Source organism: Acidimicrobiales bacterium (assembly GCA_040219085.1).
In the GTDB taxonomy this organism is placed as follows: Bacteria; Actinomycetota; Acidimicrobiia; order Acidimicrobiales; family JAVJTC01; genus JAVJTC01.
In genome coordinates, this window is the sequence record JAVJTC010000034.1 from 121,586 (window position 1) to 137,613 (window position 16,028).

The 16,028-nt window shown below is 68.2% G+C and carries 17 protein-coding genes; 10 read left to right on the forward strand and 7 right to left on the reverse strand.

What is annotated here, in order from left to right:
• Nucleotides 1-29 precede the first annotated feature (29 nt).
• Nucleotides 30-533 (forward strand): ferritin, encoded by a 504-nt coding sequence (locus tag RIE08_15265; protein ID MEQ8718967.1) that lies wholly within the window; start codon nucleotides 30-32, stop codon nucleotides 531-533.
• A gap of 41 nt (nucleotides 534-574) precedes the next feature.
• Nucleotides 575-1,177, forward strand: coding sequence for a GNAT family N-acetyltransferase (locus RIE08_15270; protein ID MEQ8718968.1), 603 nt, complete (start codon nucleotides 575-577; stop codon nucleotides 1,175-1,177).
• Nucleotides 1,178-1,183: 6 nt separating this feature from the next.
• Here RIE08_15270 and RIE08_15275 read toward each other — a convergent pair whose 3' ends face one another.
• The 4 genes from RIE08_15275 to RIE08_15290 form a co-directional block, all read right to left on the reverse strand.
• A complete protein-coding gene (locus tag RIE08_15275; protein ID MEQ8718969.1) occupies nucleotides 1,184-2,560 on the reverse strand; it encodes an NAD(P)(+) transhydrogenase (Re/Si-specific) subunit beta in 1,377 nt (458 codons plus the stop codon).
• Nucleotides 2,561-2,562: 2 nt separating this feature from the next.
• Nucleotides 2,563-2,883, reverse strand: a complete 321-nt coding sequence (locus RIE08_15280; GenBank protein MEQ8718970.1) for an NAD(P) transhydrogenase subunit alpha — start codon at nucleotides 2,881-2,883, stop codon at nucleotides 2,563-2,565.
• The gene (locus RIE08_15285) at nucleotides 2,883-4,022 is read right to left on the reverse strand and encodes an NAD(P) transhydrogenase subunit alpha (protein ID MEQ8718971.1); all 1,140 of its coding nucleotides are present in this window, start codon (nucleotides 4,020-4,022) and stop codon (nucleotides 2,883-2,885) included. The genes RIE08_15280 and RIE08_15285 overlap by 1 nt, the downstream gene beginning before the upstream one ends.
• A 115-nt stretch (nucleotides 4,023-4,137) precedes the next feature.
• A complete protein-coding gene (locus RIE08_15290; protein ID MEQ8718972.1) occupies nucleotides 4,138-4,803 on the reverse strand; it encodes a helix-turn-helix domain-containing protein in 666 nt (221 codons plus the stop codon).
• Between the two features lie 70 nt (nucleotides 4,804-4,873).
• Here RIE08_15290 and RIE08_15295 point away from each other — a divergent pair, with 70 nt between their 5' ends.
• From RIE08_15295 to RIE08_15330, 8 genes are all read left to right on the forward strand, one after another.
• Complete coding sequence (locus tag RIE08_15295) at nucleotides 4,874-5,671, forward strand: methyltransferase domain-containing protein (protein MEQ8718973.1); 798 nt, start codon at nucleotides 4,874-4,876, stop codon at nucleotides 5,669-5,671.
• Between the two features lie 54 nt (nucleotides 5,672-5,725).
• Entirely contained in the window at nucleotides 5,726-7,060 is a 1,335-nt protein-coding gene (locus tag RIE08_15300; GenBank protein ID MEQ8718974.1) for a PAS domain S-box protein, read from the forward strand.
• A 461-nt stretch (nucleotides 7,061-7,521) separates the two neighbouring features.
• Nucleotides 7,522-8,028 carry a DinB family protein gene (locus RIE08_15305; GenBank protein ID MEQ8718975.1) on the forward strand — a complete coding sequence of 169 codons (507 nt, stop codon included), beginning with the start codon at nucleotides 7,522-7,524 and terminating at the stop codon, nucleotides 8,026-8,028.
• A gap of 31 nt (nucleotides 8,029-8,059) precedes the next feature.
• Nucleotides 8,060-9,139, forward strand: a complete 1,080-nt coding sequence (locus tag RIE08_15310) for a zinc-binding dehydrogenase (GenBank protein ID MEQ8718976.1) — start codon at nucleotides 8,060-8,062, stop codon at nucleotides 9,137-9,139.
• Between the two features lie 91 nt (nucleotides 9,140-9,230).
• A complete protein-coding gene (locus RIE08_15315; GenBank protein MEQ8718977.1) occupies nucleotides 9,231-9,887 on the forward strand; it encodes a class I SAM-dependent methyltransferase in 657 nt (218 codons plus the stop codon).
• A 125-nt stretch (nucleotides 9,888-10,012) separates the two neighbouring features.
• Complete coding sequence (locus RIE08_15320; protein MEQ8718978.1) at nucleotides 10,013-11,923, forward strand: hypothetical protein; 1,911 nt, start codon at nucleotides 10,013-10,015, stop codon at nucleotides 11,921-11,923.
• 115 nt (nucleotides 11,924-12,038) lie between these two features.
• Nucleotides 12,039-13,139, forward strand: coding sequence for a glycosyltransferase family 4 protein (locus RIE08_15325; protein ID MEQ8718979.1), 1,101 nt, complete (start codon nucleotides 12,039-12,041; stop codon nucleotides 13,137-13,139).
• Between the two features lie 92 nt (nucleotides 13,140-13,231).
• A complete protein-coding gene (locus tag RIE08_15330; protein ID MEQ8718980.1) occupies nucleotides 13,232-14,395 on the forward strand; it encodes a hypothetical protein in 1,164 nt (387 codons plus the stop codon).
• A 105-nt stretch (nucleotides 14,396-14,500) separates the two neighbouring features.
• On the opposite strand, the gene RIE08_15335 is transcribed toward RIE08_15330, so the two are convergent.
• The 3 genes from RIE08_15335 to RIE08_15345 form a co-directional block, all read right to left on the reverse strand.
• Nucleotides 14,501-14,623 carry a hypothetical protein gene (locus RIE08_15335; GenBank protein MEQ8718981.1) on the reverse strand — a complete coding sequence of 41 codons (123 nt, stop codon included), beginning with the start codon at nucleotides 14,621-14,623 and terminating at the stop codon, nucleotides 14,501-14,503.
• 211 nt (nucleotides 14,624-14,834) lie between these two features.
• Nucleotides 14,835-15,317, reverse strand: coding sequence for a nuclear transport factor 2 family protein (locus RIE08_15340; GenBank protein MEQ8718982.1), 483 nt, complete (start codon nucleotides 15,315-15,317; stop codon nucleotides 14,835-14,837).
• Between the two features lie 426 nt (nucleotides 15,318-15,743).
• A partial coding sequence (locus RIE08_15345; GenBank protein MEQ8718983.1) for a hypothetical protein occupies nucleotides 15,744-16,028 on the reverse strand: 285 nt, incomplete at its 5' end.

The window sequence follows — 16,028 nt, forward strand, 5'->3', positions numbered from 1 at the left end:
GTGGCCGACGAGTGGTGGTGGAGCAGGACATGATTTCCGAGCAGATGCACGAGGCGCTGTCCGAGCAGTTGAACCGGGAGTTCGGGTCGGCCTATCTGTACCTTTCGATGTCCGCCTACTGCAGCCACTCGGACTTCAACGGCGCCGCGTCGTGGTTCAAGCACCAGCACGAGGAGGAGCAGCTGCACGCCGCGAAGGTGTACGACTACCTGATCGGGCAGGGTGTGCAGGTGGTCCTCGCCGACATCGGGGAGCCGGCCAGCGGCTTCGGCTCGCTCCTGGGCGTCTTCGAGGCGGCGCTCGAACACGAGCACGAGCAGACCGCCCGCCTCAACGACCTCAGCGATCACGCGTTGCGGGAGAAGGACCACGCCACCTACAACCTGCTCCAGTGGTTCGTCAACGAGCAGGTGGAGGAAGAGGGAAACCTCGGTGGGATCATCGCCAAGCTGCGGATGGTCGCCGACGACGGCTACGGCCTGCTGATGATCGACAACGAGCTGGGCCAGCGCAGCGCGGCGGTGGCCGGATAGCCACCTCCCCGCCGCTGCCGTCGATCGGCTAGACATCTTCGATGACGACGATCCGGCAGGCGACTACCACGGACAACGCGAAGCTGGCTGAAGCACTCGGGAGTGCGTTCGCGGACGATCCCCTGTTCAGGTGGATCGCCGGAGCGGCTCCCGGCGACTCCATCGAGGCGAAGCTGCGCCTCGTCTTCGGCAAGCTGGCCGGGCTCGAGCTTTCCCGAAGCGACCACCTCGTCTTCACGAGCGATGACGGGGCGGGAGCGGCGGTCTGGAAGCACCCGAACCAGTGGAAGATGACCAACGGCGACATGTTGCGGGCGTTGCCGGCGATGGTGCGGGCCTTCGGCACGAAGACCCCCCGGATGATCGGCGCCTTCAACGCCGTCGAGAAGGTGCACCCGACCGAGGAGCACTACTTCCTCGAGGCGTTGGGTACGAGGCGGGACATGCAGAGCAGGGGCGTCGGGTCAGCGGTGCTCGGTCCCATGTTGGACCGCTGCGACACCGAGGGCATGCCGGCGTACCTCGAGAGCTCCAACCCCATGAACATTCCGTTCTACGCCCGACACGGATTCGAGGTGACGGGTGAGATCGTGGTGGGAAAGGGTGCCCCGACGGTCACTGCGATGTGGCGCGACCCCCGCTGACGGGGTTCAGATCTCAGCGATCGCCCGGTTGAGATCCTGGACGACCTCGCGTCCGTCGCCGAACAACATGAGCGTGTTGTCCGCGGCGAACAGCGGATTGGGGATGCCGGCGAAGCCGGGGCTGAGCGATCGCTTGATGACGATGACGACCCGGGCGCGACCGACGTCGATGATCGGCATTCCGGCGATCGCGCTGTCGGGGTCGGTGCGGGCGATCGGGTTCACGACGTCGTTGGCGCCGAGCACGATGGCGACGTCGGTCTGGTCGAGGAGCGGGTTGACGTCGTCCATCTCCAGGAGCTGCTCGTAGGGGACCTCGGCCTCGGCGAGCAGGACGTTCATGTGGCCGGGCATTCGTCCCGCCACCGGGTGGATCCCGAACAACACCTCGGTGCCCTGCCCGGTCAGCTTGGCGGTGAGGTCACGCACCGCATGTTGGGCCTGGGCGACGGCGAGCCCGTAGCCGGGGACGATCACCACCCTGCCGGCGGTCTCGAGCATCAGTGCCACCTCGGTGGCGTCGGTGCTGCGGATGTGGCCGCCGTAGACGTCGTCGGCGTCGGCCACAGCTCCACCGCCACCGCCGCCGCCCGCCAGCACGTCGAGCAGCGACCTGTTCATCCCGGCACACATGATCCGGGTCAGTACGAGCCCGCTCGCCCCGACGAGGGCGCCGGCGACGATGAGCACGGTGTTGTCGAGGGCGAACCCCGCCGCCGCTGCGGCGACGCCCGACAGCGAGTTCAGCAGTGCGATCACGACCGGCATGTCGGCACCGCCGATGGGTGCCGTCCCCAGGATGCCGATGACCGCGCCGACGGCGACGAGCGCCCACAGCCACGCGTCGGTCTCGGGATCGGCGACGACACCGCCGCACAACACGCCGGAGGCCACGACGGCGGCGGCGAGGACCACCCGGTTCCCGGGTACCCCGCCGAAACGGAGGGCCTCCCGCAACTTGCCGACCGCCACGAGGCTGCCGGTGAAGGTCACCGATCCGATGAGGACCGTCATCACGGTGGCACCCTTGACCTGGCTGTCGTCGCCCCCGAGATCGATGACCTCGGTGAACGAGGCGACCGCGACAAGAACCGACGCGGCCCCGCCGAAGCCGTTGAAGAGGGCGACCAGTTCGGGCATGGCGGTCATGCGGACCCGCAGGGCGAGCGGGACGCCGACGACGGTCCCGACGATCACTCCGGCGACGAGCCACGGCCACGTGATGATCGCGTCGTCGGTCAGCGTGACGACGACCGCGACGAGCATTCCCGTCGCGCCGAGTTGGTTGCCCCGCACGGCGGTGCGCGGTCGGGCAAGGAGCTTCAGGCCGCCGACGAAGAGGATGGCGGCGAGCAGATAGCCGCCGAGCGTGAGGTCGTCCAACGTCAGGACCGCCCCTGCCGGTCGTCTCGCTCGTCGCCTCCGGGGCGTCGTCGCGACGAGAACATCTTCAGCATCCGGTCGGTCACGAGGAACCCGCCGACCACGTTGACCACGGCGAGAGTCACCGCCACGAAGCCGAGCACGGTCGTGAGCGTCGTGTGGTCGGTGCCCGCCGCCACGAGGGCGCCGACGAGGGTGATGCCCGAGATCGCGTTCGAGCCGGACATGAGCGGGGTGTGCAGCGTGGGCGGGACCTTGGTGATCAGCTCCACGCCGAGGAACCCGGCGATGACGAAGAGGGTGAGGGCGACGAGGAAGGGCATCAGCGGCTCCGTGGGTGCTCGGCGGCCGCGGCGGCCACCCGTTCGTCGACGACGGACCCGCCTGTGGCTACGAGCATCGCCTCGACGATGGGGTCTGCCCGGTCGAGTTGAAGGGAGCCGTCGGGTGCGAGGTGGCCGAGGAGGTTGACGAGGTTGGTGCTGAGCATCCGGCTCGCGGTCGTGGCAGCGCCGGATTCGAGCCGGGTCGGCCCGAGAACGCTGACGCCGCCCTCGACGATTTCGGCGTCGGCGACGGTCGGTCCGCAGTTGCCGCCCCGCGCCGCCGCGAGGTCGACCACCACCGAGCCTGCCGTCATCGCGGTGACCATGTCTGTCGTGACGAGTAGCGGGCTGGGTCGCCCGGGTATGGCCGCGGTGGTGATGAGGACGTCGACGCCCGCCACGTGTGGGGCGAGCAGTTCACGGCGCCGCCGGTTGTCCTCCTCGGTCTGTTCCCGGGCGTAGCCGCCGACGCCTTCGGTCTCGCTGGTGTCGTCGCTGATCTCGACGACGCGGGCACCCAGGGAGGCGATCTGCTCGGCGGCGGCCGGGCGGACGTCGTAGGCGGAGACGACGGCGCCGAGGCGCCGGGCCGTTGCAATCGCCTGGAGGCCGGCGACGCCGGCACCGAGTACCAGCACCTTCGCGGGTGGGACCGTTCCGGCGGCGGTCATGAGCATGGGAAAGAGCCGGGGGAGGCGTCGGGCCGCCAACAGGACTGCTTCGTAGCCGGCGACGGTTGCCATCGACGAGAGCACGTCCATGTTCTGGGCCCGCGTGGTGCGGGGGACGAGTTCCAGGGCCATGACGTCGGCGCCGGCCTCGGCCAGCGCGACGGTCGTCGTCGGGTCCCAGAGGGGATCGAACAGGGCGATGTGGAGGCGGCCCTCGGCGCCGCCGGTGAGATCCCGTGCGTCGCCGGTGACGCCCACCACGAGGTCGACATCGAGGCTCTCTGCCCGGGAGCCCACCGCGGCTCCGGCGTCGTCATAGGCGGCGTCGTCGAAGCCGGCGCGGTGACCGGCACCGTTCTCCACGACGACGGTGTGGCCCTTGCCGACGAGCGTGCGAGCGCCGTCAGGGGTCAGCGCGACCCGCTTTTCGGCTTCGGTCGGCTCTGCGGGCACGCCGACCCGCATCAGCTGTCGTCTCCTGTACCCGCCACGCCCACGATGAGGGCAGGCTACCGGTTCACTCCGGGCACGTCCGGTCTCACGCAGCTGGGCGTCGCGGCCGGCCGTGCACCGATGTGGTTCAGCCGGGGTGTGGTTCGTGCAGGTTCCAGCGGGGGAAGGACCGCGCGAGATCGCTGCTGCCGTGCACCCGGATGTCGCCCGAACTCGTGACGTCACGCCAGGACCGGGCACCGCGGTGCCAGTCGACGAATGCCTGAGACGATGACTCGACCCACAGCCCGGGGTCACCGCCGGGGTCGCTGTGGCAGACCTCGGCCGATCGGTTCTGGACGAGGAGCCAGTAGTCGCGCTCGCCGCGGCGTTCCTCGGGGAAGCGGAAGGCGACCACCACCCGGTTCTCGGGCAGTACGTCCCGGTCGAGTTGGACGCGGCACCAGGCCCATAGGGCGAAGCCGGGGTCGCAGTGTCGGGGTTCGATCTCCACCCAGCGTTCACCCCAGGAGGCCATGGCGTAGATGGTGTCCGCGAGGTCCCGACCGCCGTCGGTGAGCGAATAGAGCGAACCGCGACCGGTCGGCTTGGGCCTGGTCTCGATCACACCGGCCCGCTCGAGCTCGCGTAGTCGGGCGACGAGGGTCGATCGCGACATCGCCGGCACACCACCGGCGATGGCCGAGAACGTCTCCGCGCCGAATAGCAGGTTCCGCACGATCAGGGGCGTCCAGCGCTCGGCCAGGATCTCGGCTGTCCTGGCGATGGGACAGTACTGGCCGTAGGTCCGCATGTGACCTCCGTCGGTGGCGGAGTTCGATATCGGTACTTTACGCCGGCGATGGGTGGCGGATCATGACGACATGACAGATTCACAGCACGGCCAGGTCGTCGCCGCCGCGGCGGAGGTGTACGAGAACTTCTTCGTACCGGCACTGTTCGGCCAGTTCGCCGAACCTCTCCTCGACGCGACTGGCGTCGAGCACGGACATCGGGTCCTCGACGTCGGTTGTGGCACCGGGATCGTTGCCCGGACAGCCGCCCGGCGGGTCGGACCGGACGGCGCGGTGACCGGCCTCGACCCCAACCCGGGCATGCTCGATGTCGCCCGACGCACCTCACCCGACCTGACCTGGAGAGACGGTTTCGCCGAGGCGCTGCCTTTCGACGACGGCTCGTTCGATCGCGCCGTCTGTCAGTTCGCGCTGATGTTTTTCCGCGACCGCCAGCGCTCCCTCGGCGAGATCGCGCGGGTGGTCGCCGCGGGCGGGCGCGTCGGCGTCGCGGTGTGGTCGCCGGTGGCGGAGAGCCCCGGGTACGCCGCGATGGTCGACCTCCTGGAGCGCCTCTTCGGTGAGGACGCGGCCAGCGCCCTGCGGGCGCCGTTCATCCTCGGCACGGCCAAGACGCTCCGGACGCTCCTCGAGACAGCGCTGGTGGACGTGGACGTCACCCGCATCGAGGGGACCGCCCGCTTCGCTTCGATCGAGGACTGGGTCCACACCGACGTTCGCGGATGGACCCTCGCCGAGCTGATCGACGACGACGGTGAGGCGCGGCTCCTTCGGGCCGCCCGTGCCGAGATGACACCGTTCGTCGAGGCCGACGGGTCGGTGTCGTTCGCTGCTCCGGCGCTGGTCGGGACCGGCACCGTGCCTTGACCCTTTCTCATGATCTGAGCGGAATGGCCGATCTCACTCGGACAGGAGGCGGCCATGACGACACGCGACGACGATTTCCACCGGCGGGTCCTGGACGTGATCGGCCAGCCCGTTGTCGTCGTCGACGCCGATCGACGGATCCTGTACGCCAACCGCGCCGCAAGCGCGGTGCACGGCTGGGCGGCATCAGACGTGCTCGACGTACCGACGTCGGAGATTCTCCCGGCGATGTCACCGAGCGACGTCGGATGCTTCGAGGATGATCTCGATGCGGGAAGGCAGTGGTCCGGGCACACCTACCTCCGGGACAGGTCCGGCGTGGAGTTCCCGGCGTTGTTGACGGTCAGCCCCGTGTCGGACGAAGAAACCGGGCACCACGACTTCTACGTGGGGATCTCGGCGGACCTGTCCGACCATGTGGCACTGCAGCGTAGATTCCAGCGGGGCTTCGAGTCGGCCCCCCACGGGTGGGCGTTCGTTCACCTCGACGGCTGGATCACCGAGGCGAACGATGCGTTCTGCCAGATCGTGGGGCGGGACCGCGCCGAGGTCGTTGGCTGTTCACCGGCCGAGTTCATGTTTCCCGAGGACGCCGCCCGTCGGACACCATTCGCCGACATGCTCTGCGACGAGGCTCCTGACCGCTTCGAAACGAGGAAGCGGTACCGGCGTCCCGACGGAACGACCAGGTGGGCCGATCTGCACGTCGAGTTGGTCCGTGATCATCTCGGCCGGCCTGAGTACTTCTTCGGCACCGTGCAGGACATCACCCGGTGGGTCGATGCGACCGAGGCCGCCGAGCAGGCCGAGGAGGGGTACCGCGCGCTGCTCTTCGCCGTGGTCGGGTCGATCGGGGCGGCACTCGAAGTCCGCGACGCCTACACGGCGGGCCACCAGCGACGGGTCGCACTCCTGTCGGAGGCGATCGGACGTCAGCTCGGCCTCGACGAGTCGACGTGTGAGGGGCTCGGGGTCGGCGCGGCGCTGCACGACATCGGCAAGGTCGCGACGCCTGCGGAGATCCTGTTGAAGCCGGCAGCGCTCGACGCTGCCGAGTGCGCCATCGTCAGTCGACATCCCCGCGCCGGACACGACATCGTCTCCGACATCGAGTTCCCGTGGCCCGTGGCGACGATGATCCTGCAACACCACGAGCGCCTCGACGGGTCCGGCTACCCCGACGGGCTCCGTGGTCACGAGATCTGTCTCGAAGCCCGGATCCTCGCCGTGGCCGACACCGTCGAGACGATCGTCTCGCAGCGTCCGTACCGTCCGGCGAGACCCATCGATGAAGCGCTGGCGATAGTGGTCGACGAGAGCGACCGGCTCTTCGATCGCGAGGTCGTCGACGCCTGCGTCGACCTGTTCGCGTCGGGCTTCTCCCTCTAGCCACGGCGTGTGGGTGATCAGTGGGGCGTGGGCCGGCGTCGCTCACGAGCACGCACTGGTCGATCCCCGTTGGCGTCGCCAGAGTTGTCCTCGTTCCGTCTGCACGCCTCTCTTGTCTTCAACGTCGGCCGTCGTGCTGGCCGGCCGCGCCGACACCGAGATCACCGTGCACAACCCGTGGGGGGCGCTCGCTCTGGTCACACCGGCGTCCTGGGTCCTGTACACGGTGATGTCGAAGCCACTGACGACGCGGTTCTCGCCGATGATGGGCGTCGGTGTCGCGCTGGTCGCGGGCACGACGACGCTCGTACCGTTCCCGGCGCCCGGCCCGCAGCCGTCGCCGATGCTGCCGTCCCGTCGAAGGACGTCCCGACGACTCCCTAGGCGCTGCGATCTTCAGCCGCGGGCAGTTGGACGAAAGCGTGGCCACACCCGACCGTGGGCCGTGGTTCAATCGGGGCGTGGATGTCGCTGAGGTTCTCGTGGAGCTGTACGGACGTGTGCCGCCGCTCGCGCGCCAGGCCGTCGACGGTCTCGACCTCGAGCAGCTGAACCACCTGCCGGCTCCGGGTACGAACAGCATCGCCTGGCTCATCTGGCACATTGCGAGAGTGCAGGACCACCACATGTCCGAGATGTTCGACGTCGACCAGATCTGGGTCGGCGGGGGGTGGGCGTCCCGGTTCGGCCTCGAGCCCGACCCGTCCGACATCGGGTACGGCCACAGCGCCGCCGACGTCGCTGCCGTCAGTCCTGACGAGCCGACTGTGCTCGTCGCCTATCTCGACGCCGTGTTCGAACGGACCTGCCAGATGATCGGAGAGGTGACGCCGGGCGACCTGGACCGGATCGTCGATCACGGGTGGGACCCGCCTGTGACGATGGGCGTGCGACTCGTGAGCATCGCGGACGACAACCTCCAACACGTCGGCCAGGCCGCGTATCTACGGGGACTCCTGGAGGCGTGAGCCGGGACGACGTCCGGGGGAGGCCGACCGGGTGAGAGCTGTGGTGTTGCGGCAGGGCGAGTTGGTGGTCGACGACGTCCCCGAGCCACGTGCGGCCGCCGGTCTGATGCTGTGTGCGGTCCGCGCGTGTGGAATCTGCGGCAGCGACCTGCACGCGATCCGTCACGGCGACCTCATTCCACGCGCGTTCGCAGAGCGCCCGCCGTCGGAGCCGCCGCGGCGGGTCGAGCCGGTCGTGGCCGACTTCGCCGACGACGTGATCCTCGGCCACGAGTTCTGTGCCGAGGTCCTCGAGTGCGGCCCCGATGTGGAGGGCTTCGTGCCGGGTGATCTGGTGGTGTCGCTGCCGACGATGATCGACGCACGGGGCGGCCACGGGCTCGGATGGTCCAACGTCTATCCCGGAGGATTCGCCGAGCGGATGGTGATCTCCGCCGACCTGGCGACCAGGGTGCCGAACGGGCTCGATCCGCGGGTCGCGGCGCTGACCGAACCTGCCGCGGTCGGCGAGCATGCCGTCGGGGCAGCCGGGGCGGGTCCGGGGGACGGTGCGATCGTATTGGGGGCCGGTCCGGTCGGGTTGATGATCGTGGCCTCGCTGGCGGCTCGTGGCGTCGCGCCGATCGTGGTCAGCGAACCCGCAGCGGGGCGTCGGGCGATGGCCGAACGGGTCGGCGCGCATCACAGCGTCGACCCCGGAGCCGAGGAGCCGGTCGCCGTGTGGCACCGATTCGCCGAACGCGGCCAGCGGGTGCTGATCTTCGAGGCCGCGGGAGTCCCCGGGATGATCGATGCCGCCATCGCGATGGCACCACGGCGCGCCGAGTTGGTCGTCGCCGGAATGTGCTGCGAACCCGATGTCATCTCACCTCTCAGGGCGTTCCGCTCCGAGCTGACCATGAGGTTCGTCGCGGGGTACACCCGTGGCGAGTTCGCGGCCACGGTCCACCAGATCGCCGAGGGCATTCTCGACGTCGCTGCGATCACCACCGGCGTGGTCGGCCTGGACGACGTCCCGACGGTGTGCGACGAGCTCCTGTCGCCTCACGCCCACGGAAAGGTCCTCGTGTCCGCCGGAACCGGCACCGTCGACACCGCCGACGTCGTCTGATGCGCACGTTCGGGACGGGCGTCCCCGCCGTCGGTGCCGGGGCGATGGGTATGGCGTTCGCCGACGCCCTCGGGACCCAGGCGGGTGTCGGGTGAACCTTCACGAGATCGGGAGGCGACACGGGACCGACAAGTGCGATGACGATCACTCGTTCCGCGGCGAGAGCTACCTGCACATCTATGACCGGTACCTCTCGCATCTGCGGGAGGCGCCGGTCACGCTGCTCGAGCTCGGTGTCAAGACCGGCGCGTCGCTTCGCATGTGGCGCGAGTACTTCCCGCTGGGGCAAGTCCACGGCGTGGACCTGAACCCGGCGTGCGCCGCACACGAGAGCGAGCGGATCGCCGTTCACATCCTCTCCCAGGACGACGAGCCCGGTCTCGACGAGCTGGCCGAATCGGTCGGCGGATTCGACATCGTGCTCGACGACTGCAGCCACATCAACGCGTTGACGCTGGCGTCGGAGAGGATCCTCTTCAGGCATGTGAAGCCTGGCGGCTTCTACATCATCGAGGACCTGGGCATGTCCTGGATGGACTACAGCCAGGTGGCGGATCAGGAGGCGTTCATGGATGGCGAGCTCGCGATGAATGTGGCCCGGGGTGTCGACCCTGCCCAGCAACGCGATGACCTCAGCCGGCGGTTCGAAGAGATTCTCTTCCGGATGGACATGCTCCGCGGCGACGTGCGGTTCCTCCACTTCTGGCCGAACATCGCCATCGCTCAGAAGTGCGCCCATAGCGGTTAGCGAGCTGCGGCGACCGGGCACCGGGTCGGGCCGGTGACTGGGTTTCTTCGTCACCGCGTGCCGGGGCAGTTGGACGAGGGACGCTGCGGGATACGACACTCGCCGGGACGAGGCGGAGGACCCTGATGATGAACAGACACCGAATAGCCGCTGGCGCCGCCGTGGTCTTCGCGCTGCTCGGCGCGGGGGCCTGTTCCGGCGGGGACGACGGGTCGGCATCGGGCGACGGCATCACGCCGACTGCCACGGCAGACGACATGACCCCCACGCCGGAGTCGACGCCCGACCCGACGCCGGAGCCGTCCGGGGACGTGGAGGCTGACGGAGACGAGGTGCTCTGCGTCGACGCCCTAGCTCCGACGGACGCGCCTCCGCCGCCGGAGGTGGTCGAGCTCACGGAGATCGCCACGATCGACACGTCCGTGTGGAGAGGGGAGCTGCCACGCGACGAGGACCTCGTGGTCGCCGGCGCCACGTTGCTCGGCATTGTCGACGGCGTGGCCGCGCGGGTGGATCTCTCCACCGGGATCGCCAGCGAGGTCGAAGTGTCGGGGGTCCGGCCTGGCGGCACGCTCGTGGGTGCGTCGTTCACGGCCCCCGGGTCGTGGTGGCTCACCGTCGGCGACGACACGACCGGGACCCACACCGTGATCGAGGTCGACTCGACGACGGGCTGCGAGGTCACCCGATTCGAGTCGGACGCCGCCCTCGAGCCGATCCTTGTGGACGGCGCGAACCTCTGGGCTGGCGAAGTGGACTCGGGAGACCTGCACCTGCGGTCGTACCCGGACGGCGAGTTCCTCGACGTCGTCGAGGAGGACGTGTCGAACTGGGAGATCACCACCGCCATCGGCGGCGATCTCGCCCAGATCGGCTTCTGCGGCGATGTCTCCGCCCTGCCGGGCAACGGGATCGACCCGCCCTACGAGGGGCGGCTCGGTGACGGCGACCAGTGCGGCGACCGGTGGGGGGCCGACGGTGACGTGATCGTGGCGTCGGACGACTTCGGTGATGCCGAGGACCCGTCGCAGGGCTGGTGGTTCGACATGTCCGGGATCACCATCGGGTACTTCGCTCTTCCCTTCGACGTCGTGCACGTGGACCCCGACTCGCTCGGGGCCTGGGTGGTCGCCGGGGACGGCACCCTCTGGCGTCTTCCGGCGCCATCGACGCGTGCCGTCGGCGTCGTGCAGGGCTGCCTGGACGAGCCGCCCCCCGCCCGCCCGCCGGTGGTGCTGCCCGGCCAGTCCGTGGAACTCGCCGACGATGTCGTCGACCCCGCGGTGGTTGCGTCGCCGGTGGCGCTGTTCGGTCTCCTCATCACCGTCGCCGACCAGGGGCTCGGATGGGTGAACCCCGTCGATGGCTCAGTGGGCACGTGGGACGTGCAGGTGTCGCTGGTGGGCGCCGACGTGATCGCACCGGATGGGCTCTGGATGGTCACGCGGGTCGAGGGTGGGACTCAGTTGCTCGGGGTCGAGGGCGGGTGTGTCGATGATGTCGTCACAACCGGGGTGGAGGCGACCGGAGTCGTGACGGCGACAGCGTCGGCGGTGTGGGTCCGCACAGCGGATGACATCGTGGCGGTCGACCGTACGACGGGTCTCGTCGTCGACGATCTCGCAGCCGTGCTGGCCCGGTCGACGCTGACCCAGGACGACGTGTCGGCCCTCCCGGCTGATCTCGTCGCCACCGGCGCAGTCGTCGGCATCGTCGACAGGGATGGGGACGGATTCCTGCTGACGGGCGCATGTGGTGTGAGCCTCGCGGTCGATGTCACCGAGGATCGCGTCAGCCTGGTGGATCCGCAGCGCTGCGATCTCGACGGGTTCGTCCCGTCGCCGGACGGCACTGTCGTCGGTTGGACCCCCGACGGCAACGGGGGCTCGCAGGTGGCGGTGATTGCGGTCGAGTCGGCCGGGGTCGTCGGCACGGAACAGCTCGTGGTCCCCATCGAGGTCGTCTCGGCCGTCGTGGGCGAGGACGTCGTGTACCTGCTCTCGGCCGAGGGAACGGTCAATGCGATCAGGCCCTGAGCCCTGCGAGTGCCGATCACCGCTGAGTGGGAGCGTCCCGGCCGTGGCCGCGGGAGAGGGCAGAATGCGGGGCAATCCCGGTGCCCCATGGCCTCGGTGTCGCGCGAGGTGAGTGATGCGGGTCGTACACGTCGTCCATAGTCTGCAGTGGCTCGGGGGAGTGGAGGAACACGTCGCGGGCTTGGCGTCGGGTCTGTCGGAGCTGGGAGTCGACGTGGAGATCCTGTGCGGTGGCAGCGGTGACCCCGGGCATCTGCCTGCTTGGCCTGTCGGGGACGTTCCCGTGCGGTGGCATCCGAAGCGGAAGGTGGTGGGTCGGTACTCCATTCCGATCGGAATCGGACGTTCGATACGACGTTCAGCGAGGACAGTGGACATCGTCCATGTGCACCAGCCGTTCTTCTCGGGAACCTGGATTGCCGCAGCGACGCGGGCTCCGTTGGTGGCGACCTTCTATCTCCATCCCGAGCACGTGATGGGCAGGTCGAGGTGGCGTCACCGTCAGCAACTGCGTCTGCTGTTGGGGCGTGTGGATCTCGTTGCGTCTGTGTCGGATGCCGAGCGGACCCTGATCCGTGGTCTCCGGGCGCCGCGTTCGGAGTGTGTGGTCAGGCCCGGGATCGCTCGCCTACCGCCGGCGCGAACCGGTCCGCCGCCGGAACGGCCGCTCGTTCTCGCCGTCGCGAGGCTGGTCCGCGAGAAGGGAATCGAAGCCGTTCTTCGGGCCGCCGCCCTCTCGAGTGGTGTTGCGGACTGGGTGATCGTCGGTGACGGTCGTGACCGGCGTGAGTTCGAGGAGCTCTGCGAACGGCTCGGACTCGACGTGAAGTCGACGCTGCGCGGGCGTGTCGGTGAGGACGAGCTCGCACAGCTGTATCGGAGTGCGAGCCACTTCGTCTCGGCCTCGGCGCAGGAGTCGTTCGGTATCGCGGTGATGAAGGCGGTGGCGAACGGGTGCACTCCGGTCGTCTCCGACATCGCGCCGCACCGCGAGATCGTCGAAGCGTTGGGCGTGACCTACGCGTCACTCTTTCCACTTCCCGCGAACCCGGCGCACATCGCCGAGGCGATCCTCCGGGAGCGTGCCGATCCGGATGCCGTGGGTCCAGACAACCTGGTGCCGACATGGTCAGACGTGGCGCGCGACATGCTTGGTGCCTACGAGGTGCTGCTGGCTGGAGACCGTCGCCATTCGTTCAGCGGTCGCGCATGCTGAAGGTGGGGTGGCCGTCGATGCGGGCGCGGCGCACACCAGAGGGACCGTTCGATCAGCGGTTCCCGTAGGAGCCGCCGCTCTATCCTGCGGGAGTGGAAGATCGCGCGGAGACTCTCGGAGCCGACAGCGACGGCTGTGTCGTCGATGTCATCGCGCGGCAGTTCGTGGCGGGCCTGGGTCGCACCGAGGACGTCGCCTTTTCACCGGCGGGGCGGCGACTCGCCGTTGCCGCCTTCGCACGCAATTCGATCGGGGTAGTCGACTTCGACCGCTGCGGTCACCCCCCGAGATGGGTCTCCAGTCAGGTCCGTGAGTTCCACTCGCCTGAACTGATTCGGCCTCACGGGCTGGCGTTCGTCGACGAGGACGTGTTGGCCGTCGCGAACCGCAGCGGTGACGTCGAGCTCTTCCGACTCCCGGACACGGGCTCGAGCGAAGCGGGGAGCCGGATCGTCCGACTGGATGTGACCGGAGGTGAACTGTCGAAGGTCTCGAGCCCCGGTTCTGTCGTCGTGAACCGGCTCCCGGATCAGACGCTCGAACTGATCGTGTGTGACAACCGGCGACATCAGGTCACCGCGCACCGGATCACGCTCTCAGCCGGGTCCGCGCAGGTCGTCGCGGACGACGTCCTCGTCAAGAGCGGCCTCGACGTGCCCGATGGCGCTGCTGTTGACGGGTCCTGCCTCGCCGTCAGCAACCACTTCCACCACATCGTGTTGATCTACGACCGTCTCCGTCTTCATGGCGGCGACGACGGGCCTCAGGCGATCCTTCGCGGCAGTCACTATCCGCATGGTCTCTTCTTCACGCCGGGCGGACGTTTTCTGTTGGTCGCTGATGCCGGCGGAGCGTTCGTTCATCTCTATGAGCGACCCGGCGCCACGTGGAGCGGAGCGCTTTTCCCGAAACGGTCGCTGCGGGTCACCACCGACGAAGCCGTCGCCAGCGCGCCGAATCGCGAGGAAGGCGGACCGAAAGGCATCGCCATCGCGCCCGACGGCCAGACCTTTGCTGTCACCGGCGAGACCGTGCCGTTCGAGATCTACGATCTCGAAGCCCTGGTGAACGGCGACATCGGCACCGACTTCGACTCCGAGATGCGCTTCAGCTACGAACTCGCAGTCCTCGACTCGAACGATCGACGCGCCCGCCGCCTCGCAGCCGCAACCGCCGCCGCGGACAAGCGACTCGTCCGCCGGGTGGCCCATCTACGAGCCTGGATCCGTTATCAGAGGCGCCGCCGCGCCATGTGATCATCGGGCGGAGTTGTGCGACTCAGATCCACGACGCCGCTGCTGATGGTGACCGATCCGCAGGCGCGAGGTTGAACGGCCACCGGTAGGTGGCCGGCCGGTCGGCTAGTTGCGCGGGATCTGAGAGCCGTTGTTGCCGGGAGTGACTGCGAACTCGCTGTCGTCGGCGGTTTCGATGTCGCTGATCTCGGGCGGCTGGTAGCTGTCCTCGGTGACGTCTGGGTCCATTCCGAGATCGTAGCTCTAAGCGGGCAGGTCTAGGTGTAGGAGCAACAGACGTTGTTGACGCGTGATGCGGGTGGTCCGCCGACACCAGCAACGGTCGACGCGACGACACAACCCAGCGACAGGCCGTGGTCACCCAGAGGCGAGGCGGGCACCCTCGACACGGAACGAACCGATCAGACGCAGCCACCCCCGCCCTCGTGAATGAGCGGCGTCAGTTCCCTGGCCCCGGGATCTCGTGATTCTTATGTCCGCTTGTCGACTTGGTCGAGATCGAAAACGGAACGGTCACTCGATTGCGAATCTTCCATCCCTCTTCGCCCTTTTCCAGATCGACATGATAGAAGCCGGTCATGGATGTTTCGTGAAAGTTGCCGAACTCATCGATACGACTGCTTTCGAACTCGAAATGCGTTCTTGCCGTGGCGCGATCACCCAATAGGGTGATCTGCGGCGTATGGAGGCGGTGTGTATAAGGGTGGCCGAAGTCGTTGACGACTTGAGCCAATGCAGCACGACCACGAATTGGAGCAGTTGTGTCGGGCATGCCGGGTAAGTCGATTCCCTGGTAGACACCGTCAGGTGTGAAGAGATCTGCCCATGCGTCGCCCTCGCCGCTGTCGCTTAAACGTGCGTACGCTCCTTCGACTTCAAGGATCGCCAGCCTGTCGGCCATCTGGCTTGCGTCGGCACTCATCGCAGAATCGGAATCACTCACCATTTCCTGCTCGCATCTCGACGGGTACTTCTGTGCACATGAGTCACGACCCCCTGAACCTGGTATGTATCAACTGGAATTCGGATGGTGTGTTCATCACCGTAGCTCGGCTCTTCCGCCTGTCGCTTCTCGACCGTGCGCCCGGGAGGGAACCGTCAATCCTCATGGGCGAAGTCAGCGACAACTCAGCAGGATGACGCTAGGCCGTTGCAGGCCGGTCCGCCATGAGAGATCCGGCTCGAGGGACCGACGACGGTGCGAACGGGGGTGTGCAGGGGAGGGATCCCATCTGCTCTCTGGCGCACATGTGGACCGGCCCACCCCGAAGGAGGAGCCTCGAATACCTGGGGGCGGAACATCGCTGTGCAGACGTCGTCGGGGAGGCAGTACTGAGGACGGGCCGGGTCAGATGCCGTCGAAGAAGCTGAAGCGGGTCGCTCCCACGGCCGAGAGCCCTTCCGTCAGGTCGGGCGAGAGGTCCCCGTAGGCCTCCACCTCCAGGCCGCCACCGATCTCGGCGGCCCGCTGCACAAGCTCGCCGACGTTTGCCGGCGCTTCGGATTCCTGCGGGGGGTAGTGGCTGAGGGGTGAGGGTCCCTGTGCGCGGGACAGGGGCTCAACAGAATCGGTGGTGTCTGACGCCAGCCGAGCCGGAGAGCCCCTGTGGAGACCGATGCTACGCGCATGTGC